General features: G+C 67.6%; 25 protein-coding genes. 15 read left to right on the forward strand and 10 right to left on the reverse strand.

The features are described 5' to 3' along the window. Positions 1-154: 154 nt before the first annotated feature. The 5 genes from AB1634_05705 to AB1634_05725 all read right to left on the reverse strand — a co-directional run bounded on the left by AB1634_05705 (position 155) and on the right by AB1634_05725 (position 7,355). Positions 155-718, reverse strand: a complete 564-nt coding sequence (locus AB1634_05705) for a Uma2 family endonuclease (GenBank protein ID MEW6219018.1) — start codon at positions 716-718, stop codon at positions 155-157. Positions 719-912: 194 nt separating this feature from the next. Next, positions 913-1,491, reverse strand: a complete 579-nt coding sequence (locus AB1634_05710; GenBank protein ID MEW6219019.1) for a hypothetical protein — start codon at positions 1,489-1,491, stop codon at positions 913-915. A 61-nt stretch (positions 1,492-1,552) separates the two neighbouring features. Next, positions 1,553-2,167, reverse strand: coding sequence for a VPLPA-CTERM sorting domain-containing protein (locus AB1634_05715; protein ID MEW6219020.1), 615 nt, complete (start codon positions 2,165-2,167; stop codon positions 1,553-1,555). A gap of 182 nt (positions 2,168-2,349) precedes the next feature. Continuing rightward, positions 2,350-3,531, reverse strand: a complete 1,182-nt coding sequence (locus AB1634_05720) for a response regulator (protein ID MEW6219021.1) — start codon at positions 3,529-3,531, stop codon at positions 2,350-2,352. Beyond that, on the reverse strand, positions 3,528-7,355 hold the full coding sequence (locus AB1634_05725) for a response regulator (protein ID MEW6219022.1): 3,828 nt from the start codon (positions 7,353-7,355) through the stop codon (positions 3,528-3,530). Before AB1634_05725 ends, AB1634_05720 begins: the two co-directional genes overlap by 4 nt. Positions 7,356-7,657: 302 nt before the next feature. On the opposite strand from AB1634_05725, the gene xseB reads away from it, so the two are divergent. From xseB to dxs, 3 genes are read left to right on the forward strand one after another with little or no spacing between them, the layout of a single operon-like run. Next, positions 7,658-7,894: an exodeoxyribonuclease VII small subunit gene (gene xseB / locus AB1634_05730; protein ID MEW6219023.1), complete on the forward strand. Its 237-nt coding sequence runs from the start codon at positions 7,658-7,660 to the stop codon at positions 7,892-7,894. 32 nt (positions 7,895-7,926) lie between these two features. Beyond that, positions 7,927-8,811, forward strand: coding sequence for a polyprenyl synthetase family protein (locus tag AB1634_05735; GenBank protein ID MEW6219024.1), 885 nt, complete (start codon positions 7,927-7,929; stop codon positions 8,809-8,811). A 7-nt stretch (positions 8,812-8,818) separates the two neighbouring features. Beyond that, positions 8,819-10,756: a 1-deoxy-D-xylulose-5-phosphate synthase gene (gene dxs / locus AB1634_05740; GenBank protein ID MEW6219025.1), complete on the forward strand. Its 1,938-nt coding sequence runs from the start codon at positions 8,819-8,821 to the stop codon at positions 10,754-10,756. A 26-nt stretch (positions 10,757-10,782) separates the two neighbouring features. Here the strand turns inward: dxs and AB1634_05745 are convergent, their stop codons facing one another. Then, positions 10,783-11,121, reverse strand: a complete 339-nt coding sequence (locus AB1634_05745) for an Hpt domain-containing protein (GenBank protein MEW6219026.1) — start codon at positions 11,119-11,121, stop codon at positions 10,783-10,785. Between the two features lie 144 nt (positions 11,122-11,265). On the opposite strand from AB1634_05745, the gene AB1634_05750 reads away from it, so the two are divergent. The 12 genes from AB1634_05750 (at position 11,266) to cbiQ (ending at position 22,224) form a co-directional block, all read left to right on the forward strand. Continuing rightward, positions 11,266-12,018 carry a TlyA family RNA methyltransferase gene (locus AB1634_05750; protein ID MEW6219027.1) on the forward strand — a complete coding sequence of 251 codons (753 nt, stop codon included), beginning with the start codon at positions 11,266-11,268 and terminating at the stop codon, positions 12,016-12,018. After that, entirely contained in the window at positions 12,015-12,686 is a 672-nt protein-coding gene (locus AB1634_05755) for a DUF3047 domain-containing protein (protein MEW6219028.1), read from the forward strand. Before AB1634_05750 ends, AB1634_05755 begins: the two co-directional genes overlap by 4 nt. 128 nt (positions 12,687-12,814) lie before the next feature. Further along, positions 12,815-13,150: an alanine-zipper protein gene (locus AB1634_05760; protein ID MEW6219029.1), complete on the forward strand. Its 336-nt coding sequence runs from the start codon at positions 12,815-12,817 to the stop codon at positions 13,148-13,150. A 346-nt stretch (positions 13,151-13,496) separates the two neighbouring features. After that, positions 13,497-14,687, forward strand: a complete 1,191-nt coding sequence (locus AB1634_05765; protein ID MEW6219030.1) for a cytochrome c3 family protein — start codon at positions 13,497-13,499, stop codon at positions 14,685-14,687. 181 nt (positions 14,688-14,868) lie between these two features. Continuing rightward, on the forward strand, positions 14,869-15,918 hold the full coding sequence (locus AB1634_05770) for a 4Fe-4S dicluster domain-containing protein (GenBank protein MEW6219031.1): 1,050 nt from the start codon (positions 14,869-14,871) through the stop codon (positions 15,916-15,918). Further along, positions 15,915-16,826 carry an FAD/NAD(P)-binding protein gene (locus AB1634_05775; protein ID MEW6219032.1) on the forward strand — a complete coding sequence of 304 codons (912 nt, stop codon included), beginning with the start codon at positions 15,915-15,917 and terminating at the stop codon, positions 16,824-16,826. The genes AB1634_05770 and AB1634_05775 overlap by 4 nt, the downstream gene beginning before the upstream one ends. A gap of 2 nt (positions 16,827-16,828) precedes the next feature. Continuing rightward, on the forward strand, positions 16,829-17,635 hold the full coding sequence (locus AB1634_05780) for an NADH:ubiquinone oxidoreductase (GenBank protein ID MEW6219033.1): 807 nt from the start codon (positions 16,829-16,831) through the stop codon (positions 17,633-17,635). Next, positions 17,632-18,906 carry a Ni/Fe hydrogenase subunit alpha gene (locus tag AB1634_05785; protein ID MEW6219034.1) on the forward strand — a complete coding sequence of 425 codons (1,275 nt, stop codon included), beginning with the start codon at positions 17,632-17,634 and terminating at the stop codon, positions 18,904-18,906. Before AB1634_05780 ends, AB1634_05785 begins: the two co-directional genes overlap by 4 nt. Positions 18,907-19,057: 151 nt before the next feature. Next, positions 19,058-19,819, forward strand: a complete 762-nt coding sequence (locus tag AB1634_05790) for a transporter (protein MEW6219035.1) — start codon at positions 19,058-19,060, stop codon at positions 19,817-19,819. 44 nt (positions 19,820-19,863) lie between these two features. Further along, on the forward strand, positions 19,864-20,274 hold the full coding sequence (nikR, locus tag AB1634_05795) for a nickel-responsive transcriptional regulator NikR (protein MEW6219036.1): 411 nt from the start codon (positions 19,864-19,866) through the stop codon (positions 20,272-20,274). A gap of 69 nt (positions 20,275-20,343) precedes the next feature. Next, positions 20,344-21,396, forward strand: a complete 1,053-nt coding sequence (locus AB1634_05800; protein MEW6219037.1) for an energy-coupling factor ABC transporter permease — start codon at positions 20,344-20,346, stop codon at positions 21,394-21,396. Positions 21,397-21,420: 24 nt separating this feature from the next. Beyond that, the gene (gene cbiQ / locus AB1634_05805; GenBank protein ID MEW6219038.1) at positions 21,421-22,224 is read left to right on the forward strand and encodes a cobalt ECF transporter T component CbiQ; all 804 of its coding nucleotides are present in this window, start codon (positions 21,421-21,423) and stop codon (positions 22,222-22,224) included. 39 nt (positions 22,225-22,263) lie between these two features. Here cbiQ and AB1634_05810 read toward each other — a convergent pair whose 3' ends face one another. From AB1634_05810 to AB1634_05825, 4 genes are all read right to left on the reverse strand, one after another. Then, positions 22,264-22,467 (reverse strand): hypothetical protein, encoded by a 204-nt coding sequence (locus AB1634_05810; GenBank protein MEW6219039.1) that lies wholly within the window; start codon positions 22,465-22,467, stop codon positions 22,264-22,266. Further along, a complete protein-coding gene (locus AB1634_05815; GenBank protein ID MEW6219040.1) occupies positions 22,468-23,286 on the reverse strand; it encodes a methyltransferase domain-containing selenoprotein MduS in 819 nt (272 codons plus the stop codon). It lies immediately after the preceding gene. A 69-nt stretch (positions 23,287-23,355) separates the two neighbouring features. Further along, positions 23,356-23,712 (reverse strand): hypothetical protein, encoded by a 357-nt coding sequence (locus AB1634_05820; GenBank protein MEW6219041.1) that lies wholly within the window; start codon positions 23,710-23,712, stop codon positions 23,356-23,358. After that, positions 23,709-25,061 (reverse strand): AAA family ATPase, encoded by a 1,353-nt coding sequence (locus AB1634_05825; GenBank protein MEW6219042.1) that lies wholly within the window; start codon positions 25,059-25,061, stop codon positions 23,709-23,711. Before AB1634_05825 ends, AB1634_05820 begins: the two co-directional genes overlap by 4 nt. Between the last annotated feature and the right edge of the window lie 217 nt (positions 25,062-25,278).

A 25,278-nucleotide genomic window follows, 5' to 3' on the forward strand; every position in this document is an offset into this window, starting at 1 on the left:
CTGCCGTTCATGGAACGACCTGCAAGATTCTTGAGCAGGTATGGCACATGGCCGCACCGTAACCCCTTGATATTACATACAGAACCCAACTGACATTTGGATTCATAGCGATATTCGTTGTTCTCTTCTGGGCAGCCGCCCTCCGGCGCCCTTCTCACAGCCACAACGCGCCAAGATCGATGATAATCTCCGTAAACGGCTCCGCCCGCACCGGATCGTCGTCAGCATAGGAGCCGGCGAGCAGCCATTGCCCCGGCGCAACCAGCCTGAAGACCTCCAGGGTTCGGGCCAGGGGATCAAGGTGCCACAGACAAGGCACGCCGTGCTGCGCATAGATGGGCATCTTCCTGATCCGGTCGTTGCGGAACGATCCCGGCGAAAGGACCTCGCAGACCCAATCGGGTGCCACGGAGATCCAGTTGTGGCCCTCCTCCGCCGGCAGCCGCTCCTTCTTCCAGCCGGCCAGATCGGGGACGAGGACATCCACACCAAAGCCAACCTCCGGCTCGATCAGGATGATCCAGCCTCCGGGCGCACCACCTTCGCCATACTGGTACGGCGGCCCGAGCTTGTAGCCCAGAGCCGACATCGCCCCGATGTGCTTCCGGGATGGCCTGGGGGTGGCCACCAGCTCGCCGCCAATGATCTCGCCGGTCATGGTTTCAGGGACGGAGAACAGGTCCTCGTAGACCGCCTGACGCTGCACGGTTTCAGCCATCGTGCGGGTACCTCCCGACCGTCAGCACAGTTGCCAGCTTTCCCGCCGCCTGTCAACGAGCTACCGCCTCCCGACCCTTTCCGGTGGGTGCCGCCTTTCCCGCCGTCATAAACGACAGGCCGGCGGTTGCCACGCCCGTGGCGACCGCCGGCTCCAGAAAGCAGGCAAACCACCTGCAGGGTCGCTCTGATCCGCTACCTCGACCACCGCCGCCGCAGGAGGCCAAGACCAGCCAAACCGGGAGCCAGCAGCGCCAGCGATGCGGGCACCGGCACCGTGGCCCGATTGAGCACAATCTCCGAGTAGTCGAGCACCCAGCCATCCGCACCTGTGGAAACCGTGATGAGATCATTCCCGGTCAGGGCGCCCAGGAACGGCATGAGGTCAAAGGTGTCCAGCCGGGCATAGTTGTAGGCCGGCCCGGTGTTGTCACCGTCGGTCAGCGTGCCGATCACCGTACCATTGATGGACAGGGTGGCCGGCACCGGCAGGCCCAAGCCTCCGGCCATGATCTCGATGGAGGCACCGGTGATCGTCCCCGGCAAGGCGTACGTCTGGTGCCACGACTGGGAGTACAACACCCAGTAATCCGTCAGCCCTTCACCCACAGGGGACTGGGAGATAGATGACCAGTCAAACCCCTGGTCCGGCAGAATACCCCGGCCGAAGCCGTCCTTGTCGCCATACAGACTGACCGTGGCTGCCGAGACGATCCCCGGCGCGGCCAATGCCGAAGCCAGCAAGCCCGCAACCACCATTCCTCGGATCTTCATGTCGTTTCCCTCCCTACTCTCCGATTTGTGCAACACGATTTGCCGGATTACCGGGCGACGGTCAGCGATCCCGCCGCCGGGCCAGGCCGGCCAGGCCGGCGCAACCGGCGCCCAACAGCCAGATGCTGGCCGGCAGCGGCACGGCGGCATTGTTCAGGGCGCCGAAGGCCGCGTACTCCGGATCCCCGCCGCTGACCCCTCTGGCGGTGAACGACGAGACGAGACCTCCGGCCGGGACCCCGAACTGGTCGAGATCGAAGAGCGCCACGTAGACATTGGAGAAATCCCAGACCGGCGTCCTGGTCTGGGTCACGCCGTTGATGGTCAGCCGCACCGTACAGCCGGTGGCCCCGGGCCAACCATACCCCGAGATCTCGAACACGGCCAAGTCGTTGCCGCTGCCGTTTCGGAGGCGGTTGTCCGTGAAGCCGATATCGGCCCAGGCATTGCCGTCGAAGGTCCAGATGTAGTCGCTGACGTTGTTGCCCACCACCGCCGTCTGGATGTCCGGGGCACCCACCAGCTGCCAGTTACCCCCGTAACCCAGCACCACGTCGGCAAAGGCGTTGTCCTCGAAGGTGTACGATCCCAGGGTGGTGGCCTGGGCCGCCTGCCCTGCCGACAGGACGCCCACCAGGGCTGCCGCGGCCATCCATGCTGCATGTCGCTTCCTCATCGCTGTCCCCTCCTCACCGTGTTTTCGCTGCCGTATTCGCTGCCTTGTCCCGACCGCCATACCGCTCCCCGCCCATGCGGACGGTTGCCATCACAATGCCTGTTCCGCCCCGCTTGTGTCAACAAGAAAAGCCCTTCCTGGGCAATCCACCGGCCGATGCGGCGGTGGGGCATGACGCCCCCTCAATCCTCCGGCGCCACCGGCAGCTCGACGACAAAGCGCGCCCCGGCGCCCTCCCCCCGGTCCTCCGCCCAGATCCGGCCCTGGTGGTCCTCGATGATGCCCCGGCTGATCGCCAGCCCCAGGCCGGTTCCCGTGTCCTCGTCCTTGGTGGTGAAGAACGGCTCCCAGATGGCGGCCAGATCCTCCGGCGGGATGCCCGGACCGGAGTCCTCCACCGTGCAGCGGAGGACACCGTCCACCTGCCGCAGGACGATGGCCAGCACGCCCTCCTGCTGTTGGCTCATGGCGTCTGCGGCGTTCTTGAACAGATTGACAAAGACCTGCTCCAGCTGGTGGGCATAGGCCATGACCGGCGGCAGATCGGCGGCCAGATCCTTGCGCACCGTCACGTGGTACTTGAGCGCATTGTGGCAAAGGGCCAGGGCGCTCTCAATACAGCCGGCCACCGGGACCGGGCGCTTGGCCTGCTGCCCCCGGCAGGCAAAGCGCCGCATGAGCTCCATGATCGCCAGGATGCGCCGGGCGCCCTCGCCGATGCGGGCCGGCATGTCGCCATCCTCGGCCAGGAAATGCCGCCAGTCGGCCAGGACCGCGGGCTCGGCCTCCGCGGGCGGCGGCATCCGGCTGGCAAGCTTGGCCAGGTCGGCGTGCAGGGCGTCGGCAAACCCCAGAACGTAGGCGAGCGGGGAGCTGATCTCGTGCACAATGCCCGCCGCCAGGGTGCCGAGGGTAGCGAGACGCTCGGCATGAATGAGCTGTCTGGCCCGCCGGTCGGCCAGCTCCTCGAGATGGTCCCGGTGGAGCTTCAGCTGCAGGTGGCCGCGGACCCGCGCCTTGAGCAGCTCCGGATTGAAGGGCTTGGTGATGTAATCGACGGCCCCCAGCGCCAACCCCTGGGCCTCGTCCTGCTCGTCGGTCAGACAGGTCAGGAAGACCACCGGGATGTTCCTGGTCTCTTCCCGGGCCTTCAGCCGGCGGCAGACCTCGTAGCCGTCCATGCCCGGCATGACGATATCGAGGAGGATGAGATCCGGAGGGCTGGGGCCGATGGCCTTCAGGGCCGCCTCGCCGTCCGGCGCGATGCGAAGCTGGTAGTCATCCTCCAGGGCGCGGGCCAGGACATCGAGATGGACCTCGTCGTCATCGACGACCATGATCGTGCATTCTGCCAGGGACTTCATGCGTCTCCTCCCGGGTCGCCACCGGTCCCGGCGGCACCAGAGGCCAGCAGGCGCTGGATCGCCAGCAGGCGGTCACGGGCTTCCTTGTAGCGGTAGCCCGCCGCCAGCGACACCAGCGCCTCCACCGCCGGGGCCACCTCCGCGGGCCAGGAAAAACGCTTGAGCTCCGCCAGCAGGCCGCGGCTCTTCTTGGGGATGCCGGTCTCAAGAAGCGGGCCCAGCTCGGCCAGGAGCGCAGCCAGTTGCCTGGCATCGCCGGGCAGCGCGGGCTGGCGGGCAGCAGCCGTCAGGGCCGCCGCCCCCGGGGCGAGCGTGGCCAGGAGCGTCTCCAGGGCCGCGGCAAAGGTGGCCACTGGCCTACTGGTGTCCGGTCCTTGCCCCTGCTTCAACACGGCATCCAGGTCGGCCGCTGCTTGCTGGAGGGCCGTCGCGCCGATGGTACCGGCCAGCCCCTTGACCGTATGGACGATGCGGCGGGCCTCCTCCCGCTCGCCGCCATCCAGCGCCGCTCGCAGCCGGGAGATCGCATCGCGGTAGTCCCGGTGGAACTTGCCGAGGATCTCCCCATAGAGGGCCTCGTTGCCAGCGACCCGGCGCAGCCCCACCTTCCGGTCGAGGACCGCCGGGGCGGCCACGTCCAGACCCGTCTCGTCACCGGCCACTGGCGCCGCCGGCTGGACCGGCGGGCGGATCCAGGCCAAGAGGGCTCGGAACAGCTCGTCCGGGTCGATGGGCTTGATGATGTGGCCGTTCATGCCGGCGGCCAGGGACTTCTCCCGATCCCCGGCCATGGCGTGGGCGGTCATGGCCACGATGGGCACGTCCCGGTGTGGCGAGTCGGACGCCCGGATGATCCGGGCCGCCGTAAGCCCGTCCATCTCCGGCATCTGGATGTCCATGAGCACTAGGTCGTAACGCCTGGCTGCCACCGCCGCCACCGCCTGCCGGCCGTTGTCCACCAGATCCACAGCCACCCCGGCCTGTTCCAGGAGCTCCTGAGCAACCTGCTGGTTGATCTCGTTGTCCTCGACTACCAGCACCCGGGCGCCGCGGATGCGGGTCAGCTCGGCCGGCTGGGCGTGCTGCGCCGGCCGACCGGCATGGCTGGCAGCCGCAGCCAGGCCAAAGGCCTCCATGATCGCGTCGAACAGCCGGGACCGGGTCACCGGCCGGACCAGCACGGCCAGACCGCCCGGCACCGGTGGCAGCCGGGCGATCTCCGGCGCGTCCGCAGCGCTGGCCAGGATGATCACTGGCACGTTGTGCCAGGACGGGAAGGACCACAGCTGGCCTGCCAGCTCCAAGCCGCTTCTCTTCAAAAGCGGCCAGTCCGCCAGAAGCAGCTCATATGATGCCTCTTCGCCCTCGGCACTGATCAGCTCCGGCGGCAAGCCTTTGCTGGAGCGGAGCACCGCAGGCAAGAAGCCGAAGGTCCTCAGATGCTTTGCCACCAGGGTGGCCGTGGCGGCGTGGCCGGAGAGCACCAGCACCCGCAGCCCCCTGAGGTCCATGGCCAGGCGGATGGGCGGCAGGCCGTTCTCGCCGGCCTTCCGCCGGCATTGGAGGACCGCCGTGAAGCTGAACCGGCTGCCCCGACCGGGCTCGCTCTCCACCCCGATCTCGCCGCCCATCAGCTCCACCAGCCGCTTGCAAATGGCCAGCCCCAGGCCGGTGCCGCCAAACCTTCTGGTCACCGAGGAATCTGCCTGGGTGAAGGGCGCAAACAGGCGGCCTGCCTGCTCGGCGGTCATGCCGATCCCGGTGTCCTGCACCGAAAAGCCCAGCGTCACCGTATCCCCTCTTTCAGCCACCTTTTTCACGGCCAGGACGATCTCGCCCTGCTCCGTGAACTTGATGGCGTTGTCCACCAGATTGATGAGCACCTGGCCGAGCCTGAGCGGATCGCCCACCAACACCGGTGGCAGACCGTTCAGCTCCTCCACCAGCAGCTCAAGCTTCTTCTCCGCGATCTTCGAGGCGGTCAGGTTGACGACATGCTCCACCAGCTCATCGAGGCGGAACTCGGTCGCCTCCAGCTCCAGCCGGTTCGCCTCGATCTTGGAGATGTCGAGGATGTCGTTGATGATCCCCAGGAGCGAACGGGCCGAGCTGTGGATCTTGGCCAGATAGTCCCGCTGGCGGACCGGCAGGTCCTCCTGGCGCAGGGCCAGGTAGCTCATGCCGATGATCGAATTCATCGGCGTGCGGATCTCGTGGCTCATGTTGGCCAGAAACTCGCTCTTGGCCCGGTTGGCCTCGTCGAGCTCTTGCTTCTGCAACGCCAGCTCGGCGTTCTGCCCGGTCAGCTCCTCGGCTGCCGCGGCCAGCTCATTCGCCTGCGTTTCGGCCAGCCGCATCTGGGCTTCCACCGTCTCGGCCATGGTGTTGAACGTCAGGGAGAGAGCCCCGAATTCGTTGGCCGAGGCATACCCGCTGCGGGCACCGGTCTCCCCCTGGCGGAACCGCTCCGTTGCTGCGGTCAGCTGCATCAAAGGATCCCTGATCCCTCGCACCAGGAGCCAGGAGACCAACAGGGTCAACCCCAGAATCAGGGCCAGAAAGATTGCCATGGCCCGATTGAGATCGTCCTTCTGCGCCGTGGCCTTCCGGTAGAGGTCCGTGCTCTTGTTTCTGGCAAACTCGCTGATGGCCTGGATGCGGGCCAGCAGCTGCACGCGCTTGCGACCGGCATCACCGCCGGTGGCCTGGAGGCGAGCGGCCACTTCGGCCAGCCGGCCGGCTGCCGCCAGGTCCAGGCACTCCTTGTGCGCGGCCAGCCACTCGGCAAAGGCCTGGCGAGCCTCCTCGATGTCCTGCGCCGGCCCGAGGTAGCGCTCCTCCAGGATGCGGAATTGCTCCGCGGCGTCGGCTGCCCAGGCCGCCAGGTTGCTGCTGGCGGCCTGCCGGTCCTGATCGCTGGCCGCCAGCAGCACGTTCCGCAGATCGATGCCCATCCGGTAGACGTCCATCTCCAGCGCAGCAATGGCCCGGCTGACCTGCAAGGGATGCTCATAGATGGTCCGGGTCTGCTGCCAGAGCAGGCCGGTCTGTCGCCAGGCCATGACGCCGAGGAGCACCACCAGGGCAAGGATCAGGCCCAGACCCAGGTGCAGCTGGATGGCGATGGGCAAGTCGTTGAGCCTCTGGTACCAGAGGCCGGACATGGGGCTGTGGAAGATGGCCGCGGTGGTCAGCCCCCCTCCCAGAAACAGAAAGGAGAGCCCGGTGGGCAGGGCTACCGGAATGGTCCTGGTTTCGTAGAGGAGCGGACTGCCGATGACATAACCGAAGGTAAGGACCGCGCCGGCCAGCAGGACAGCGAAGCCGGCTGCCGCCGCCAGCGACAGCCAGGGCCGGGCCGAGCCCTTCCGGGCCAACCCGTGCCCGTGCGCGGCCAGGGAGCTGCCGGCAAGAAGGAAGAGGGCAGCGGTGACCGGCGACATCCGTCCCATGGGATGAGCCCCCAGGGTCCCCATCTCCCCGAGCAGCCAATCGTCGGGGTTGATCGGCAGGCCGGTGAGCCAGCCGCCGGCAACCAGCAAGGCGTAGGCGGCAACAAGGATACCCGCCAGGCTAAGCCCCCGGCTGCCGGCCGGGCCGGCCAGGGGACGCAGCATCAGAAGCAGGGCCAGGGTCAGGAGGACAAAGGAGACCGCGGTGCTGGGGGCCATGGGGATGAACTGGCCCCCGTAGCTGGCGAGGCGCATAGCCCCGGCCAGCCAACCCACGAGGCCAAGCAGCGGCGCCACGCTGGCGGCGGCAGTCAGGACCAGACAAAGGCGGCGGGCGTGGAGCCGGGCGTTGGCAGGCAAGGCAGATCCCATGATGCTCCCCTCCCTTTTTCACCGGCGACTTTCCGCTGCGCGGCCGGCCGGCGGGCGGCTCGGCCCTGCCCCCGAGCACCACGAGCCGTGCGGCGACGCTCAAGCGAGGCACCAGACACCTTCCTGTGCTGGGAGATTGCCTGGTTGCCGCCGGCCTGTCAAGGTCACAGCCGGCGGCCCCGGCCGGCCGTCACAGGGCGACAGCTCCTTGAGGTCCCGGCTCCGGTGTGCTAGGTTGCCGGGCAGCCACTGGCAGCGCCGCTGCCCAAGCCACCTTCGTCGCCCATCGGGCAGGATACCCCATGGCCAAGAAATCCTTCGAAGAGGCCCTCGCCGCCCTGGAGCAGATCACCCGGGAGCTGGAGAGCGGTGAGCTGTCCCTGGATGAGTCATTGAAAAAGTTCGAGGAGGGCGTTAGACTCTCGGAATTTTGCAACAAGAAGCTGGACGAGGCCCAGCGCAAGGTCAGCCTCCTGCTCAAAAAGGATGGCGACTTGGTGGAGGTGCCCTTCGCCGAGCCGGAGCCGGACGAGACCTGACCTTTCCTCCCCCTGCCGAGAAACCTCCCACCATGGATCTTGCCGCATACCTGGCCGACCGACGCGCCCTGGTGGAGAAGGCTCTGGCCGCCTCCCTGCCCGAGCCCAACGGGTATCTGGCCGACCACCTCAAGGCCATGGGCTACAGCCTCCTGGCCGGCGGCAAGCGGGTGCGGCCGATCCTGTGCCTGGCTGCCGCCGAGGCCCTGGGCTGCCCGGCGGAGCGGGCCCTGCCCGCCGCCTGCGCCCTGGAATATGTCCACACCTACTCGTTGATCCACGACGACCTGCCGGCCATGGACGACGACGACCTGCGGCGGGGCAGGCCCACCAGCCACAAGGTCTTCGGCGAGGCAGCGGCCATTCTGGCGGGTGACAGCCTCCTGACCATGGCCTTCGAGATCCTCAGCCGGCCGGCAACGCCGCTGCCAGCGGACCAGTGCCTGACCCAGGTCCGGATCCTGGCCCGGGCCGCCGGCCCCCTGGGCATGGTGGGGGGTCAGGCGGTGGACATCGCCTCCGAGGGCCAGCCGGTGGATGCCGACACCCTGGCCTTCATCCACCGCCACAAAACCGGAGCGCTCATCACCGCTGCCGTGCAGCTGGGGGCGGTGGCGGCCGCGGCCGACGAGGGGCAATTCGCCGCCTTCACCGCCTACGGCCAGCACCTGGGACTGACCTTCCAGATCGTCGACGACATCTTGAACGTCACCTCCACCCCCGAGGAGCTGGGCAAGGCGGTGGGCTCGGATGCCGCCCGCCACAAAGCCACCTATCCTGGATTGTTCGGGATGGAGGCCAGCTGGCGGAAGGCGGAGGCCGCGGCCCAGGCGGCCGCGAGCGCTCTGGCCGGCCTGGGCGAGAACGCCTGGCATCTTAGGGCCCTGGCCCGCTACGTTCTGACCCGCAAGCGGTAGGGGGATCATGGAAGCCCCATTCTGCCTTCTTGAGAAGATCGATTCCCCGGCCGACCTGCGCCAGCTGCCGGAGAACCTGCTGCCCCAACTGGCCGCCGAGCTGCGGCAGAAGATCGTGGAAACCGTGGCCCAGGTGGGGGGGCATCTGGCGCCCAGCCTGGGGGTGGTGGAGCTGACCGTCGCCCTCCACTACATCTTCGACACCCCCAAAGACAAGCTCATCTGGGACGTCGGCCACCAGGCCTATGCCCACAAGCTCCTGACCGGTCGCCGGGACGTCTTCCACACCTTGCGCCAACAAGGCGGCATCAGCGGCTTTCCCAAGCGGGAGGAGAGCCCCTACGACACCTTCGACACCGGTCACAGCAGCACCTCCATTTCGGCCGGCCTGGGCATGGCGGTGGCCCATGATCTCAAAGGTGACCCTGGCCGGACCATCGCGGTCATTGGCGACGGCTCCATGACCGGCGGTCTGGCCTTCGAGGCCCTCAACCAGGCCGGCCATCTGGGCGCCGACCTGGTGGTCATCCTCAACGACAACGAGATGTCCATCTCCCCCAATGTGGGGGCCCTGTCCAGCTTCCTGTCCCGCAAGCTCACCGGCCGGGCCATGACCCGGATCAAGAAGGAGATGGAGCACTTTCTGAAGGGCTTCTCCCACCTGGGGGAGAACATCCTCCAGGTCCTCAAGAAGAGCGAGGATTCCCTGAAAGGCTTCTTCACCCCGGGCATGCTCTTCGAGGCCCTCAAATTCGAGTATATCGGCCCCATCCCTGGCCACCGTTTCGAGTCCCTGCTGGACACCTTGCGAAACGTCCGGGAATTCCACCGCGGGCCGGTTCTGATCCATGTGCTCACCACCAAGGGCAAGGGCTACCTGCCGGCGGAGAAGAACCCCGGCGACTACCACGGCGTCGGCCCCTTCGAGATCCAGAGCGGCCGCCCCCTGCCCAGCCCTCCCGGTCCCATGGCCTATACCCAGGTCTTTGGCAAGGCCCTGGTGCAGATCGCCGAAAGCGACCCCCGGGTGACCGCCATCACCGCCGCCATGCCCGCCGGCACCGGTCTGGTGGAATTCGCCGGCCGCTTTCCGGACCGCTTCTTCGACGTGGGCATCGCCGAGCAGCACGCGGTGACCTTTGCCGCCGGCCTGGCGGTGGAGGGGCTACTGCCGGTGGTGGCGGTCTACTCCACCTTCCTGCAACGGGCCCTGGACCAGATCATCCACGACGTCTGTCTGCAGAACCTGCCGGTCACCTTTGCCATCGACCGGGGCGGCCTGGTGGGGGATGACGGCCCCACCCACCACGGGGCCTTCGACCTGACCTTCCTGCGCTTCATTCCCAACCTGGTGCTCATGGCCCCCAAGGACGAGAACGAGCTCCAGCATCTGCTCTACACCGCCATCTTCCACCCCGGACCGGCAGCGGTGCGCTACCCGCGGGGGGCGGGCGAGGGCCGGCCCCTGGACACCACCTTCCACAAGATTCCGTTGGGCACGGCCGAGCTGCTGCGGGAAGGGAGCGACATCCTGCTGCTACCGGTGGGCAACCGGGTCTATCCGGCGCTGGAAGCGGCAGAAGGGCTGCGCAAGCTGGGGATCGAAGCGGCGGTGATCAACCCCCGGTTCATCAAGCCCCTGGATGGGGCGCTCATCACCGAATGGGCCATCCGCACCGGACAGGTCCTGACCGTCGAGGAGAATGTGCGGCAGGGGGGATTCGGCAGCGCCGTTCTGGAGCTCTTCGCCCGCCAGGGTCTGGCGGGCATCCCGGTCCGGCTGCTGGGGCTGCCGGACCGGTTCGTGGAGCACGGGGGTCAGAAGGCGTTGCGGGAGAAGGCCCGGATCGACGCCTCCGCCGTCATCGCCGCAGCCCGGGAGCTGGTGGACGAAGGCCGGTCCCCGGGACCGCGGGCGCTGCCGAGCGGCACAAGCGGCGCCTGACCGCCGGCCGCGGGCAATCTTCGCGCTTACAGCCCGGCCATGTAGCTGGTGAGGACCGCCATCTCCTTCCGCAGGGCCGCGACCAGTTCGTCCGCCCCCTGCAGGTTGTGGTCCCGCCCCATATACTCCAAGGTCTTGGCGTCCGCGGCCATCTTCTCCACGCACAGGTTGGCGGCCGCGCCCTTGATGCTGTGGGCCAGAGAGCGTACCTCGTCGCTGTTGCCGGCAGCAATCGCCTCCACCAGTTGGGGCAGCTGCTCGCTGGTGAGCTGCACAAACTCCTGGAGCATCTCCTTCAGAAAATCCCGGTCGCCATCCACCTGCTCCAGGGCCAGGGCTTCGTTGATGGGCACCCGTTCGGCCATCGGCTTTCTCCTTCCTGTCCGGTCAAGTCGTCCCCGACCTGGACGTGGTGGCGAAGAGCGCTGCCAACCCATCCCTGGGGCGGCGCCCTCCGACCTCCGCGAGGTCGTCATCATTGGCTCAGGTTAGCACAGGAGATCCGGCGAGTGAAACAGAAGATCCGGCTTGATGCTCTGCTGGTCAGCCGGGGCCTGGCCCCCAGCCGGCAGCGCGCCCAGGCCCTGATCGGCGCCGGCCAGGTGCGGGTGGGGGGAGCCATGGCCGACAAGGCGGGCCGGGAGGTGGATCCGGACTGCCTGGTGACCCTGGCCGCGGACCCCTGTCCGTATGTCAGCCGAGGCGGTCTCAAGCTGGCCGCCGGCCTCGTGCATTTCCGGATCGAGGTGGCAGGACGGAGCTGCCTCGATGTGGGCGCGTCCACGGGCGGCTTTACCGACTGCCTGCTCCAGCACGGCGCCCGGCGGGTCTATGCCGTGGACGTCGGCTATGGCCAGCTGGATTGGCGGCTGCGCCAGGATCCCCGGGTGGTGGTCATGGAGCGCACCAACGCCCGCCAGCTGACCCGGGATCTCTTGCCGGAGCTGGTCAGTCTGGCCACGGTGGACGCCTCGTTCATCTCGCTCACCCTTATCCTGCCGGTCCTTCTGCCCCTGTTTGACCAGGCGGTCTCGATCCTCGCCCTGGTCAAGCCCCAGTTCGAGGTCGGCAAGGGCAGGGTCGGCAAGGGCGGGGTGGTCCGGGATCCCCAGCTCCATGCCGAGGTGCTGGCCGGGGTGGCGGCCCACGCCGAGGGCCTGGGGCTGGTGGTGCACGGCAGCCTGCCGGCACCGATCCGGGGACCCAAGGGCAACCAGGAGTTCCTCATGCACCTCACCGGTGCGGTCACAGCGGCGCGATGATCCGCCTTGCTGCCATCGTGGTCGGCCTCTGTCTCGTGGCCGCCGCCCCCGGTACCCGGGCTGCAGAGCGCGTCCTCGATGATCTGACCGACGGCATGGATCCGGCCTGGCAGGAGAAGACCTTCGCCGGCCGCACCCGGTACCGGCTGATCCAGGATCAGAGCGCTCCCTGCATCGAGGCCCTAAGCGTGGCCAGCGCCTCGGGCCTCGTCTTTCCCATCCGCTACCAGCTGGCCGACTGGCCGATTCTGCGCTGGCGCTGGCGGATCGATCGCTCCCTTGCCGCCGGCGACACCGGGCGTAAGGAAGGGGACGACTACGCGGCCCGCGTCTACGTCGTTTTTCCGTCCGTGCTCTTCTGGCGCACCCGGGCCTTGAGCTATGTCTGGGCCAGCCGCCTGGCCAGGGGTGCCGCGGTGCCCAACCCGTACACCGCCAACACCATCATGATCGCGGTGGAGAGTGGCGACCAGCTGGCCGGTCAGTGGCAGGAGGAGGAGCGGGATGTCCTGGCCGATTTCCGGACGCATTTCAGCGGCGAGCCGCCGCCGGTGGGCGCCATTGGCATCATGACCGATACCGACAACACCGGCGAGACGGCCACCGCCTGCTACGGTCCCATCCGCCTCGCCTCCCCCGCCCCGGCAGCTGGCGCTTCCCGGCCCTAGCCAGACGATTTTGTTTGACAGCGAAAATTCGCGCGCGGTAATGCTGATGCAGCGTCGGGCAGCGGGGATACGGATCGCTGCTCCCTGGTGCATCTCCGCCTTGAACCCACGAGCGAGGGAGGAAACTTATGAAAAGGGTGATCGTGCCGGTGTTGATGTTGGGCCTCCTGGTGACCAGCGGCTGCACGTGCCTGACCAAGGAGCAGGCGGATGAGCAGATCGGCTCTTTGCAGCAGAGGGTGGAAGCCAGCGACAAGCGCTTGAGCTCTGCCGAGAACAAGCTCGACACCCTGGCCAAGAGGGTGGATGGCCTGGATGCCCGGGTGGCAGCCCTGGAGGCCGACGTCCGGGAAGCGAAGGCTGCGGCCAGCCGGGCCGACAGCCGGGCCAACGAGGCCCTGCAAAAGGCCGAGGCGGCGATGCGCCGGGCCGAGGCCTGCCTGGGCAAGGGCCTCAAGAAGTAGATCCACTCTCATCGGGGCGGGGCGCCTCGCCCCGCCCCGCTCCGCCACAGCTCCTCCCCTTCCTGGCAGCCGTTCCCGTCTTGAGCCTCCCCTGACCAGCCCTTCTCTCCCCCCGGTACCGCCCGCCGCCTTCCGGGCGCCGTGGCGTCCAGGCGCTTCGCCCCAGACGCCGCCAGCTAAGCCTTCCTAAGCACACAACTACGCAAGATTGAACAGTTGTCCCATATCGGGCCGCCACGGCTCCGTGCTAGACTCGAATTGAGGCCTGTATGCGGGGATGGGGCCCGCGCAATTGAGCTTCCACACTCCCTAAACTGACGTGCCCCCAGGCCCAGGAGGTAGGATCATGAAAAAGTGCGTATCCCTGTCCCGCGGTTGGCTGGCCCTGGCGATGGGCTGTGGTCTGGCAGCAGGGCTGCTGGCTCCGGCTGGCGTGGCCTGGGCCCTGTCCGGCGTCTGTTCCGACTGCCACACCATGCACAACAGTCAGGATGGCTCGCCCATGGCCACCTATGGCGGCGGCGCCGGGCCCAACGAGTTCCTCACCCGGGGCTCCTGCATCGGCTGCCATGCCCAGGGCGGGGCCAGCAAGATCCTGACCGTCGGCTCCGGCGCCCAGATCCCCCAGGTCTACCACACGGACGGCAGTGGCAACCTGGCAGCCGGCAACTTCGGGTACATCGACGGCACCATCGGCACCGGCGCCTCGGGAACCAAGGGCCACAACGTCATCGACCTGTTTGGTGCCAACTCCGACCCGGCAGTGAGCGCCGCGCCGGGCGTCATCCTCTTCCACAACCTTACCGACTCCAACCTGCGTTGCGCCGGTGGCCGCGGCTGCCACGGGGTGCGCAAGGACGTGGCCGGCAACTACGGTCTGCCGGCCGTGCGCGGCGCCCATCACAGCAACGTCGAGGGTGCCCTCGGCACGGCCGACGCCCTGGGCAACAGCTACCGCTTCCTACTGGGCGTCAAGGGGGTGGAGAACAGCACCGACCGCTGGCAGAACAAGTCGGCGGCCAGCCACAACGAGTATTTCGGCGCCACCAGCCCCCAGACCTACGGCTGCGGCGGCGGCTCCGAGGTGACCTGCCATGCGGCCCCGGACAGCCGAGTCATCCCACCCGGCAACACCATGAGCTCGTTTTGCGGCAGCTGCCACGGCCAGTTCCACTCCCTGGCCGCCAGCAACGGCGTCACCGGCATCGGCACCGGCACCGGGTCGCCCTTTGTCCGCCATCCCACCGACGTCATTCTCGACCGGTCGGGGGGCACCGCCGAGTACGCCTTCTACAACGGCGGCGGCACCACCTTCAGCGTCGAGGCGCCGGTGGCCCGGCTGACCGTGCCGGGGGCGGTGTCCAGCGCCGTCGTGCCCTCCCAGTCGGCGGTGATGTGCCTGTCCTGCCACTTCGCGCACGGCTCCGACTACCCGGATATGCTCCGCTGGGAGTACAACCAGAACGCCCACACGAACGGCGCCGGCAACAGCAACAACGGCTGCTTCATCTGCCACACCACCAAGGACGACGCCTAAGCCTTCCGGATCCCCCTCCTCCCTCCCCTCAACCTGGGCGAGGCGCGCATCCGCCCGTGCGTGCCTCGCCCAGCCTCGTTCTCGGCCCTTCCTTTCCCCGTCTGGCCCGTACTAGAATGGACCCCACATCATCGGGCGACGCCGGCCTTCCGCCGGCGATCCCCCGGACCGGGAGATGTCCATGCTTTTTCGGACCCTGACCAGAGAAGAGCTGCCGCGGCTGGTGTCCCGGCTGGCGGCCGCCAACCGGGTCTTCGCACCGGTGGAGGCAGGTCGCGGCCATGGCGGCCGTCCTCTCTACGCCTTCCGGGAGGTGGCCGATTTCGCCGCCATGCGGCTGGACTATACCTCCACCCGGATGTCGGCCAAACGCTTCTTCCTTCCCCACCGGGAAGACCTGGCCTCCTTTGCCGTGGATGGCCGCCGCTGGCACAAGAGTGTGGACTACGGACTCCGGGAGCCCTTCGTGCTCTTCGGCCTGCATGCCTGCGACATCAACGCCTTGCACAAGCTGGACAAGGTGCTCCTGCACAGCGCCTATCCCATGCCCTCTTACGGGATCAGGCGCCGCAACGCCTTCATCGTCGGGGTCGACTGCCAGCCGCAGCCCTTCTGCTTCTGCCGCTCCATGGGCGCCAGCACCGCCCTGTCCGGCTTCGATCTCTTTCTGACCAACCTGGGCAGCCACTACCTGGTGGAAATCCAGTCCGACACCGCCTTCAACCTGCTCCAGGGGGTGCACACCGGTGAGCCGGAGGAACAGGATCATGTCCGCTACCTGGAGCTGGCTGCCAGCCGCAACCGCCACTTCACCGCCCAGGTCGACACCACCGATCTCACCAAGATCCTGGACATGGAGTTCCAGTCCCCGGTCTGGGAGGCCTGGGGGGAGCGGTGTCTTGCCTGCGGCACCTGCGCGGCCGTCTGCCCCACCTGCTACTGTTACGGCGTGGAAGAGAGCGTGGCCCTGGATCTGCGGCATGCCCGCAAGACCAAGCACCTCCATTCCTGCAACCTCATCGACTTCGCGACCGTGGCTGGCGGCCACAACTTCCGGCCGGAGCGGCACGTGCGTCTCAAATACCGGTATTACCACAAGCACCGCGGCTTCGTGGAGGCCTACGAGGAATCCCTGTGCGTGGGCTGCGGCCGTTGCGGTCAGGCCTGTCTGGCGGAGATCACCGTGCCGGAGGTCATTGCCTCGGTGCGGGGCGAAGGGGGAGCACGATGACCAGCTTCCGGCTGTCTTTCGTGGATGCCGCCCATCTTGGACAAGGCCGCCAGCGCCGGCGGGGGGACATCCAGGGCTTCGAGGCCACCATGACCGCCGAGGTGGTGAGCGTCTTTCCCCTCACCCCCATGGAGACCCTCTACCGCCTCCAGCTCGTCGATGCCGCCGACCGGCGGCACTTCTCCTTCGAGCCGGGCCAGTTCGTGATGCTGGAGATCCCCGGCATCGGTGAGGCGCCGTTCTCCATCTCGTCCTCCCCAAGCCTGCGGGGGGATATCGAGCTGTGCATCCGCAAGGCCGGTACCCTGACCAACTTCCTGGCCCGGGTGGAGCGGGGCGCCATGGTGGGGCTGCGCGGCCCCTTTGGCACCGGCTTTCCCATGGCCACCATGCACGGTCAGAACCTCCTGCTGGTGGCCGGGGGCCTGGGCCTGGTGCCCTTGCGCTCGCCCATCGCCTATGTGCAGGAGAACCGCAGCCGCTTTGGCGAGGTGCATATCGTCTACGGCACCCGCTCTCCGGCCCAGCTCCTCTTCACCTACCAGTACGAGCTGTGGGAGAAGGACGACATCGGCCTTCATATCATCGTCGAAAGGCCGGACGACGGCTGGGCCGGTCCGGCCGGCATGATCACCGACAGCCTCGAAGGGATCCTTGCCGCCACCACCGCCATCGAGCACCACAACACCTTTGCCATCGTCTGCGGCCCGCCGGTGATGTTCAAGTTCGTCTGCAGCCTGTTGCAGCGGCACCAGATCCCCATGCAGAAGATGTTCGTCTCCCTGGAGCGGCGGATGCACTGCGGCATGGGCAAGTGCTGCCGGTGCAACGTCGGCTCCACCTACACCTGCCTGGACGGGCCGGTGTTCGACTACTGGACGGTCATGAACCTCAAGGAGGCCATCTGACCATGCCTGCTGCCCCGCCCGACCTGCCGCGCCGCTATCTGGGGGTGCCCCTGTGGCGGCCGCGCGCCGCCTTCTTCGAGCTCACCTCCTGCGAGGGCTGCCAGCTGCAGATCCTCAACAACGAGGACACCCTGCTGGACTTCCTGTCCTTTCTCGAGGTGGTGCAGTTCCGGGAGGCCATGACCGAGAAGGCGGAGGATTATGAGATCGCCTTCGTGGAGGGAGCGGTCAGCCGGGCCGACGAGGAGGAGCGGTTACGGCGGATCCGGGCCCAGGCCCAGGTGCTGGTAGCCCTGGGCTCCTGCGCCGCTTTCGGCGGCGTCAACCAGCTTAGGAACCGCTGGGCCGATCCCGCGCTGGTCGTGCGTGAGGTCTACGGCGAGGCGCCGGTGGAGACCGCTCTGGTGCGGCCGCTGTCCGCGGTGGTGCCGGTGGATCTTATGATCTTCGGCTGCCCGATTCGCAAGGAGGAGGTGGAGCGGATCGTCTGCGACCTGGCCCTGGGCAAGACCGTGACCCATCCGGCCTACCCGGTCTGTCTGGAGTGCAAGGCCAACGAGAACCTCTGTCTGTTCGATCTCGGCGAGCCGTGTCTGGGGCCCATCACCCGGGGGGGCTGCAACGCCTGGTGCCCCAACGAGCGGGCCGGCTGCTGGGGCTGCCGGGGACCAGCCGAGGATGCCAATGTGGCCCAGCTCCTGGAGATCATGCGCCGCCACGGCTTCTCCGACGAGGCCTTCCGGGATCGCCTGGAGTGCTTCGGCGGCTTTGCCAGCCTGCCTGCCAGGCCGGAGGGCTTGCCAGCATGAAGCGCGACTGTCAGGTGGCCATCGCCCCTTTGACCCGGGTGGAGGGCCACGGCAACATCCGCATCCGCATCGAGCAGGGCCGGCTGTTGGAGGCGCGCTGGGAGGTGGTGGAAACGCCCCGTTTCTTCGAGGCCATGCTCAAGGGCAAGACCTGGGAGAACGCCCCCTGGATCACCGGCCGCATCTGCGGCATCTGCTCCATCGGCCACACCCTGGCCAGCATCCGCGCCGTGGAGCGGGCCTTCGGCATCGAGCCAGGTCCCTGCACCACACGCCTGCGTCTGCTGCTCAAGCACATGGAGACCTTGCAGAGCCACAGCCTGCATCTGTTCTTTCTGGTGCTGCCGGACCTCCTGGGGGTCGGCTCGGTGCTCCCCTTGCTGGAGACCCACCGGGAGACGGTGCTCCTGGCCAGCCGCATCAAGAAGCTGGCCAACGATGCCTGCGATCTGGTGGGCGGCCGCCGGCTGCACCCGACCCGCACCGTGGTGGGCGGCTTCACCCTCTACCCGCAGCCCGCCGAGCTGGCGGCCCTGCGGGAACGGCTCCAGGCCGTCCTGCCTGACCTGGACGAGGCAGCGGCCCTGTTCGGAAGCCTGCCCCTGCCGGATTTCCAGCGGCCCACCGAGTTCGTCTCCCTGGCCGGCACCGATGCCTATCCCTTCATCGGCGGGGAGGTGGTCTCCACCGACGGCGTACGCCAGACGGAAGACGGGTACCGGGCCCTGACCAACGAGTACCTGGTGCCCCGGTCCACCGCCAAGTGGTGCCGGCTGTCCCGGAGCTCCTTTGCCGTCGGTGCGCTGGCCCGCTTCAACAACAACGCCCATCTCCTGGCCCCAGCGGCCCGGGCCCTGGCCGCCGGCCTCGGCCTGGCCCCCGTCTGCCACAACCCCTTTGCCAACAACCTGGCCCAGCTGGTGGAATGCGTGCACGTGGTGCACGATGCCATCACCCTCATCGACGAGCTGCTGGCCGGCGATCTGGAGCCGGACCGCCAGCCGGTCCGCCCCCGGGCCGGACTCGGGGTGGCGGCCGTGGAGGTGCCCCGGGGCATCCTCTACCACGCTTACCAGCTGAGCGACAGCGGCCGCATCATGGCCTGCGACTGCGTCATCCCTACCGGCCAGAACCATGCCAACATCCAGGCCGACCTCACCGCCCTGGCTGCCGACTTCGCCCGCCGCGGTCACGGCGATCAGGACCTCGAGCTTCTGGCGGCCATGCTGGTCCGGGCCTACGACCCCTGCATCTCCTGCTCGGTGCACTGAGCCCGACCCGGCGCCCCCCGGCCCGACTTTCCCCTTGACACGAGATCCTGGTGCTGGCTATCATCCAGGCCAATCGTGCTACGATATTTTTTTTCGTAACATGAAGAAGTCAACAGAGGTACCTGACCTCGGTCACAAGAAGGAGACTGCCATGCCTGTCCTGAAACCGTGGGCCGTCCTCGCCCTGTTGCTGGCGAGCAGCACTGCCGCCCTTGCCGCTCACCCCCTCATCACCGACGATGCCGGCACTCAGGGCCAGGGCGGCTTCCAGGTGGAGATCAACGCTGAATACGGCGACGACGATGAGGATGGGGTCGAAGAGAGGGGAAGCGAAGTGGCCGGTGCCATCTCGTATGGCATTGGCGAGGCGGTGGACCTGGTGCTGGGCCTGCCCTATCTGCACATCCGGAGCGAGGAGGCCGGGGCCACCAGCACCGCCGACGGCCTGGGCGACCTCTCTCTGGAGGCGAAGTGGCGGCTCCTGGACAGGGACCGGCTCGGCCTGGCCATCAAGCCCGGCCTTACCCTCCCCACCGGCGATGAGGAGGAGGGGTTGGGCACCGGCCGGGCCACCTGGTCGGTCTTTGCCATCCTCAGCCAGGAATTCGTTGCCGCGGCAGTCCATCTCAACCTCGGCGCCTTGGGCAACGAGAACAAGCTGGATGAGCGCCACCAGTTGTGGCATGCCTCCCTGGCCGCCGAGCTGGAGCTTGGCCGGGCCGTGAAGGCGGTGGCCAACGTGGGCGCGGAGCGTAACCCGGATCCAGCCTCCGGCACCGCCCCGGCTTTCGCCCTCGCTGGTCTCATCTGGGCCGTCAGCGACAACCTGGACCTGGACTGCGGCATCAAGGCCGGCCTCACTGATCCGGAAGTGGATGTGGCCTATCTGGCCGGGCTGGCCTGGCGCCATTAAGCCAAGCGGGCCTCCGCCCCTCTTTTTTTTTGCAGAGGACAGCCATGCTGCAACGCTTCTCTGTCGCGGCCGAGGACACCCTGCTCAGCCGGTTCGATGCCTTTATCCAGCAGCGCCGCTACAGCAACCGTTCCGAGGCCATCCGCGACCTCATCCGCAAGGCCTTTGTCCACGACGAATGGGAGGCGGACCGGGAGGTGATCGGCGTCATCACCATGGTCTACGATCACCACCAGCGCCTGCTCCAGGCCAAGATCACCGACCTGCAGCACGACTTCGCGGCGCTCATCCTGTCCACCACCCACATCCACGTCGACCACCACCACTGCCTGGAGGTGGTGATCGTGCGGGGAGCCGCCGGCCGGATCCGGGAGCTGGCCGACGGCATCGGCGCCCTCAAGGGCGTCAAGGATACCAACCTGGCCATGAGCAGCACCGCCGGCCACCTGGGCTGACGGCTCTGCCGGCAGCGGCCTGCGGGCCGCTCGGACCGCCCCCCTTTCCTTTCATGGAGGACCCGAAGCATGCACATGGCCGATGCCCTGCTCTCCCCTGCCGTGGGCGGCAGCATGTGGGCCGCCACCGCGGCCTGCATCGCTTACGCCTCGAAGAAGGTGCGGCAGCGCCTGGACGACCGGGCCATACCCATGATGGGTGTTCTGGGCGCCTTCATCTTCGCGGCCCAGATGATCAACTTCACCATCCCCGGCACCGGCTCCAGCGGCCACCTGGGCGGCGGCATGATCCTGGCCGTCCTGCTGGGGCCCCATGCCGCCTTCCTGGTCATGGCCTCGATCCTGACCGTCCAGGCCCTGTTCTTCGCTGATGGCGGTCTGTTGGCCCTGGGCTGCAACATCTTCAACCTGGGCTTCTTCCCGTGCTATCTGGCCTATCCCCTCCTCTATCGGGGCATCGCCGGTCCCCGCCCCAGCCGTGGTCGGATCACCGCCGGCTCTCTGGCGGGAGCAGTCTTCGGGCTGCAGCTGGGGGCAGCGGCCGTGGTGCTGGAGACCGTGCTGTCCGGGATCAGCGAGCTGCCCTTCCGCTCCTTCGTGCTGGCCATGCTGCCCATCCATCTGGCCATCGGCCTCGTCGAGGGCCTGGTGACTGCGGCGGTGATCAACTTCGTCCGCGCCGCCGAGCCCGGGCTGGCGGGCGAGGTGGGGGCCGGTACCGACCGGCGGGTGCTGCTGGCGCTGCTCACTGCAGCCCTGATCACCGGCGGAATCCTGTCCTGGTTTGCCTCCGAGCGTCCGGATGGCCTGGAATGGGCCATGGGGCGGGTTTCTGGCCACGAGGAGCTGGCGGCACCAACCGGCGGCATCCACGAGCTTGTGTCCGGCATCCAGGAACGGCTGGCTCCTCTGCCCGACTACGGCTTCAAGGCGGAGGCCCCCGCCGAGTCGGAGCCCGAGGCGGCAGCCGCCCCGGACTCGCCGGTGTCCCCGGGCACCTCGGTGTCCGGCCTGGTAGGCGGTATCCTGACTCTGGCCATCGTCGCCGGCCTCGGATTCCTCTTGCGCCGCCGTGGCAGCCAGCTGGGGCCAGCGCGCTCTGCTGGTCGGCTCTCCAGGTGAGCGCGCCCCGTTCCGGCGGCCCCCATGGCCAAGATCGACGCCGCTGCCTTCGACATCACCTTCCTGGAGACCCTGGCCCAGCGCGACACGCCGGTGCACCGCCTGGATCCCCGGGCCAAGCTCCTGGTCACCGCCGCCTTCGTGCTGGCAGTGGTCTCCGCCGACAAATACGCGATCTCCGGCCTTCTGATCTTCCTTCTCTATCCGGTGGCCATGGTCGGGCTGGCTGATCTGCCAGCCCGCTATCTGGCCGGCAAGGTCCTTCTGGTCATGCCTTTCGCCCTCCTGGTGGGGGCGTTCAATCCTCTCTTGGATCGGCAGGTGCTCGTGGTGATAGGACCGGTGGAGATTGCCGGCGGCTGGATCTCCTTCGTCTCCATCGTCCTGCGCTCTCTGCTCACGGTGAGCGCCGCCCTCATCCTCATCGCCACCTCCGGCTTCCCCTCCATCTGCCTGGCCCTGGAGCGGCTGCACGTGCCGCGGATGTTCACCATCCAGCTGCTCTTCCTCTACCGCTATCTCTTCGTGCTGGCTGGCGAGGCCCGGCGGATGGTGCGGGCCCGGGCCTTGCGCAGCTTCGGCCGCCGGGGCCTGGGACCGCAGGTGGCGGCCTCCCTCATGGGCCACCTCCTCCTGCGCACCCTCGCCCGGGCCCGGCGCATCCACCTGGCCATGCTCTGCCGGGGCTTCGACGGCGAGATCCGCATCCTGCGCCAGCTCAGGCTTTCGGGTCGCGATGCCGTCTTTGTCCTGGCCTGGTCCGGCCTCTTTCTGCTGCTGCGCCTGTGCAACGTGCCCCTTCTCCTGGGGGGTCTGCTGGCGGGCTGATGGGACTGGCGCCTCACCGAGGCGCCGGGGCTATCGGCCTCAGGTGATGCCGGCGGCTGGCGTCACGGGCACCGCCGGCCGCGGGGGGGTGGTGGCCGGCGGTCCGCTTGCCGCGGCGCCTGCCAGCCTTTCGAAGGCCAGCTTGGTCTTGAACGAGCCGGTAGCCATGGCGATGGCCGTCACCTCCACCAGCTCCTGCTCGGAGGCGCCGCTTTGCCTCGCGACCGCGAGGCAGTAGTCCACTCAGGAGTCGCAGCCAACGGCCAGCGAGACCCCCAGGGCCACCAGATGCTTGACCTTGCCATCCAGGGCGCCAGGGCCGAAGGTTGCGCTGAAGAAGGCCTGGAAACTGGTCATGGGATCGTTCATGGATTTGGCCTCCGGGATGATGGGCAGGGGGATGACGGCGGCCCGCTTCTTCAGGGTAACCGTGAACAGGTCCCGGGGCAGGCTTCCCTCCTGCAGGCGCGCCAGCTCCAGCATCTCGAAGCCGTGCGCCAGGGCGCGGATCCTCTCCTCACTCAGGAAATGGATCACGAAGGGGCCGACCTCATAAAGGTCCTCGCCCAGGTGGGTCCCTGTCCGGTAATGGGGATCCAGGGTGCTGCGCACCGAATAGAAGGCCAGGCCGCCAGGCTTGAGCACCCGGTGGATCTCCCGGAGCGCCGAAGCGATCTGGGCGGTGGTCAGCTCCATGCACAGGAGCATGTGGGAGTAGCAGGCATCGAAGGAGGCATCCGGGAAGGGCAGCGGCTCCACCACATCGTGGAGCTGAGCGGCCACCAGGTCCGCCAGGCCGCGCTGCTGGGCCGCGGCCGCGATCTCCTTGACCGACCGCTCGGTATAGTCCAGGGCGGTGACCGCCAGGCCGGCCTCCGCAAAGAACAGCGTATCCCGCCCCTGACCTGGCCCCAGCTCCAGCAAGGACTGGACGCCAGCCTGGCGACAGGCCTCCAGGCTCTGCCGGGCAAACTGGCTGGGTCCCTTGCCGAAAAACGCCTCTGTCTCGGTGTAGACGCGACCCCAGTGCTCCTTCTGATCGGTTTGCGCACGCTTCGGCATGCCTCTCCTCCCCAATGGCATCCCCGGGCCACCCTGGCCCGCCATGACCCGCCAAGTCCTACCTGCCACCTAGTCCGTCGCCAGGGCGGCCTCAACCAGATGAAGGTCTTTCAAGAGCGCACTCATCCTCCGAGGTGGCAACGGCAGGGCCTCTGCCTGTTCCCGCAGACCGGACGGCAGCTCAGCCACCGAGGGCCGCACCACCTTCCTCTTGGATTCCATGGCGGCACGCCACCTGAGGGCGAATCCGGACTGGTGCTTCTTCCATTCCTCGGCGATCTCCACGGTCATGACCACGCGATGACAGATCCGGAGAATCTGGATCAGGAAATCCCGGCAGGCCGTCGACACTGGATGCTCAGCCGAGCCGGCCGCCCGGGCAACGGAAGCGTCGATGACGATGGCCCGGGACATCTTGCCGCTCATACCGCCACACCCCGCTTCTCCACGGCGTCCAGATAGTCCTGCTCCGCCTGCAGGGCAACATCATCAAAGTCCTCCGGCCAGTCGCCGAAGGCGCCTTGCGGATCCAGATCGGCAGCGGTGACCTGCGTGGCACCTGTGGCAGCCTCCCGTTGGAACCAGTGGAGCCCGACCAGGGATGGCGACAGCTCGCCCCGCGCCACCTGGGTCTGGATGCCCCGCACCAGAAGAGCGCTGTGGGTCTCCACCACCGTGACAACGCCGCGGGTCGCCACCTTGGCCAGGACATCCGCCAGCCGTCGCTGTGCTCTGGGGTGCAAATGGATCTCGGGCTGCTCAAGATAGACAATCTGTCCGGGGCGGGCGGCCAGGAGCGCCACCAGGACCGGTAGTGTCTGGGACACGCCAAATCCCACGTCGGCGATGCTGACCAGATCATAAGCGCCGCCACGCTTGGCGTGGGGCATCCGGCCCACCCGCAGCTCGACCCGGGTGTCATCCAGCGGCTTCGCTTCCACCTTCCAGGTCAGACCAAGATCCTCCAGAACCGAGCTCAGCTCCTGGAGCTTCGGATCGCCGGTGGACTGCCAGTGGCTGATGATGCTGGCAATGTAGGCCTCGAAGGTACCGGGAAAGGTCTGCCCCACTGCCGTCGTCTTGTACGTCCTCTCCGGGTTGCCGCGCAACCCGGGAACGTGGATCATCTGCTCGATGAGGGGGCCCACCAGCACCGCAGGGGAGAAGGCCCTGGCCAGCCAGTCAGACCGGGGCACCTTTCCCGAACCGGCCAGCCCAAAGAACAGGAAACAGCGGTCCCGGGACACCACCCAGTGCAGATCCCATTTACCCCCGCCCGACATGTCTTCCCGCAGCCGCCGCAGGTGCTCGGGGAGGATGGCCTCGATCTCCTGATGGCTCATTCCCGGACGCAGGGCCGTCTTGTCGCCTGTCGCGGTGACATGGGTCAGATGGTCGATCTCCATGCCCATCCCGGGGATACGCTTGAAGCCCAGGCCCAGGGTGTCGCCGTCGGCCAGACCGAGCTCCATCGACAACATGGATGGGCAGGAGCCGGGCACCCGGCATGCCAACTGCTCGGCCGAAGTCAGCCGAACGTTGGGGCCATCGAGCAGGAGCGCCCCCGGGTCGAATGGCGCCTCCAGAGTCTGCTTCAGGAGGAGGAGCGGCTGCATCATGCTGGATTTGCCGGAGCTGTTGGCACCGGCCAGCACGGTAAGTGGCCGCAGGACGATGGCCTGCTCCTGGCATATCGACTTGTAGCCGCAGACCGCAAGTCGCGAGAGCCCAGGCCTCCCCCCTCCGGCTGGCCGTCTCTGTCTCTTCGTTCCCATGGTGACACCCCATTGATCATCGGGATGGTGTTTGGAGACGACCGGCATACCTCGGTCGTCGCTGCCCATCCATACCAGCTTGGCGGCAAAAGTGCCAGAACAAGAGCCGCGGCCGCCGGGGGGCTCTCCCGACTCAATCCGCGGAACAGATGACGCTGTACGGGATGGGGTAGGCGGCCGTTATGGTGCCGCCGGGGCAGGAGCAGCTGATCGGCGA

This window comes from Thermodesulfobacteriota bacterium (assembly GCA_040755095.1).
In the GTDB taxonomy this organism is placed as follows: Bacteria; Desulfobacterota; Desulfobulbia; order Desulfobulbales; family JBFMBH01; genus JBFMBH01.

Coding starts and splice junctions, on each gene's coding strand:
- AB1634_05705 (MEW6219018.1), bottom strand. CDS start 718: ATGGCTGAAACCGTGCAGCGTCAGGCGGTCTACGAGGACCTGTTCTCC.
- AB1634_05710 (MEW6219019.1), bottom strand. CDS start 1,491: ATGAAGATCCGAGGAATGGTGGTTGCGGGCTTGCTGGCTTCGGCATTG.
- AB1634_05715 (MEW6219020.1), bottom strand. CDS start 2,167: ATGAGGAAGCGACATGCAGCATGGATGGCCGCGGCAGCCCTGGTGGGC.
- AB1634_05720 (MEW6219021.1), bottom strand. CDS start 3,531: ATGAAGTCCCTGGCAGAATGCACGATCATGGTCGTCGATGACGACGAG.
- AB1634_05725 (MEW6219022.1), bottom strand. CDS start 7,355: ATGGGATCTGCCTTGCCTGCCAACGCCCGGCTCCACGCCCGCCGCCTT.
- xseB (MEW6219023.1), top strand. CDS start 7,658: ATGGCCAAGAAATCCTTCGAAGAGGCCCTCGCCGCCCTGGAGCAGATC.
- AB1634_05735 (MEW6219024.1), top strand. CDS start 7,927: ATGGATCTTGCCGCATACCTGGCCGACCGACGCGCCCTGGTGGAGAAG.
- dxs (MEW6219025.1), top strand. CDS start 8,819: ATGGAAGCCCCATTCTGCCTTCTTGAGAAGATCGATTCCCCGGCCGAC.
- AB1634_05745 (MEW6219026.1), bottom strand. CDS start 11,121: ATGGCCGAACGGGTGCCCATCAACGAAGCCCTGGCCCTGGAGCAGGTG.
- AB1634_05755 (MEW6219028.1), top strand. CDS start 12,015: ATGATCCGCCTTGCTGCCATCGTGGTCGGCCTCTGTCTCGTGGCCGCC.
- AB1634_05760 (MEW6219029.1), top strand. CDS start 12,815: ATGAAAAGGGTGATCGTGCCGGTGTTGATGTTGGGCCTCCTGGTGACC.
- AB1634_05765 (MEW6219030.1), top strand. CDS start 13,497: ATGAAAAAGTGCGTATCCCTGTCCCGCGGTTGGCTGGCCCTGGCGATG.
- AB1634_05770 (MEW6219031.1), top strand. CDS start 14,869: ATGCTTTTTCGGACCCTGACCAGAGAAGAGCTGCCGCGGCTGGTGTCC.
- AB1634_05775 (MEW6219032.1), top strand. CDS start 15,915: ATGACCAGCTTCCGGCTGTCTTTCGTGGATGCCGCCCATCTTGGACAA.
- AB1634_05780 (MEW6219033.1), top strand. CDS start 16,829: ATGCCTGCTGCCCCGCCCGACCTGCCGCGCCGCTATCTGGGGGTGCCC.
- AB1634_05785 (MEW6219034.1), top strand. CDS start 17,632: ATGAAGCGCGACTGTCAGGTGGCCATCGCCCCTTTGACCCGGGTGGAG.
- AB1634_05790 (MEW6219035.1), top strand. CDS start 19,058: ATGCCTGTCCTGAAACCGTGGGCCGTCCTCGCCCTGTTGCTGGCGAGC.
- nikR (MEW6219036.1), top strand. CDS start 19,864: ATGCTGCAACGCTTCTCTGTCGCGGCCGAGGACACCCTGCTCAGCCGG.
- AB1634_05800 (MEW6219037.1), top strand. CDS start 20,344: ATGCACATGGCCGATGCCCTGCTCTCCCCTGCCGTGGGCGGCAGCATG.
- cbiQ (MEW6219038.1), top strand. CDS start 21,421: ATGGCCAAGATCGACGCCGCTGCCTTCGACATCACCTTCCTGGAGACC.
- AB1634_05815 (MEW6219040.1), bottom strand. CDS start 23,286: ATGCCGAAGCGTGCGCAAACCGATCAGAAGGAGCACTGGGGTCGCGTC.
- AB1634_05820 (MEW6219041.1), bottom strand. CDS start 23,712: ATGAGCGGCAAGATGTCCCGGGCCATCGTCATCGACGCTTCCGTTGCC.
- AB1634_05825 (MEW6219042.1), bottom strand. CDS start 25,061: ATGGGAACGAAGAGACAGAGACGGCCAGCCGGAGGGGGGAGGCCTGGG.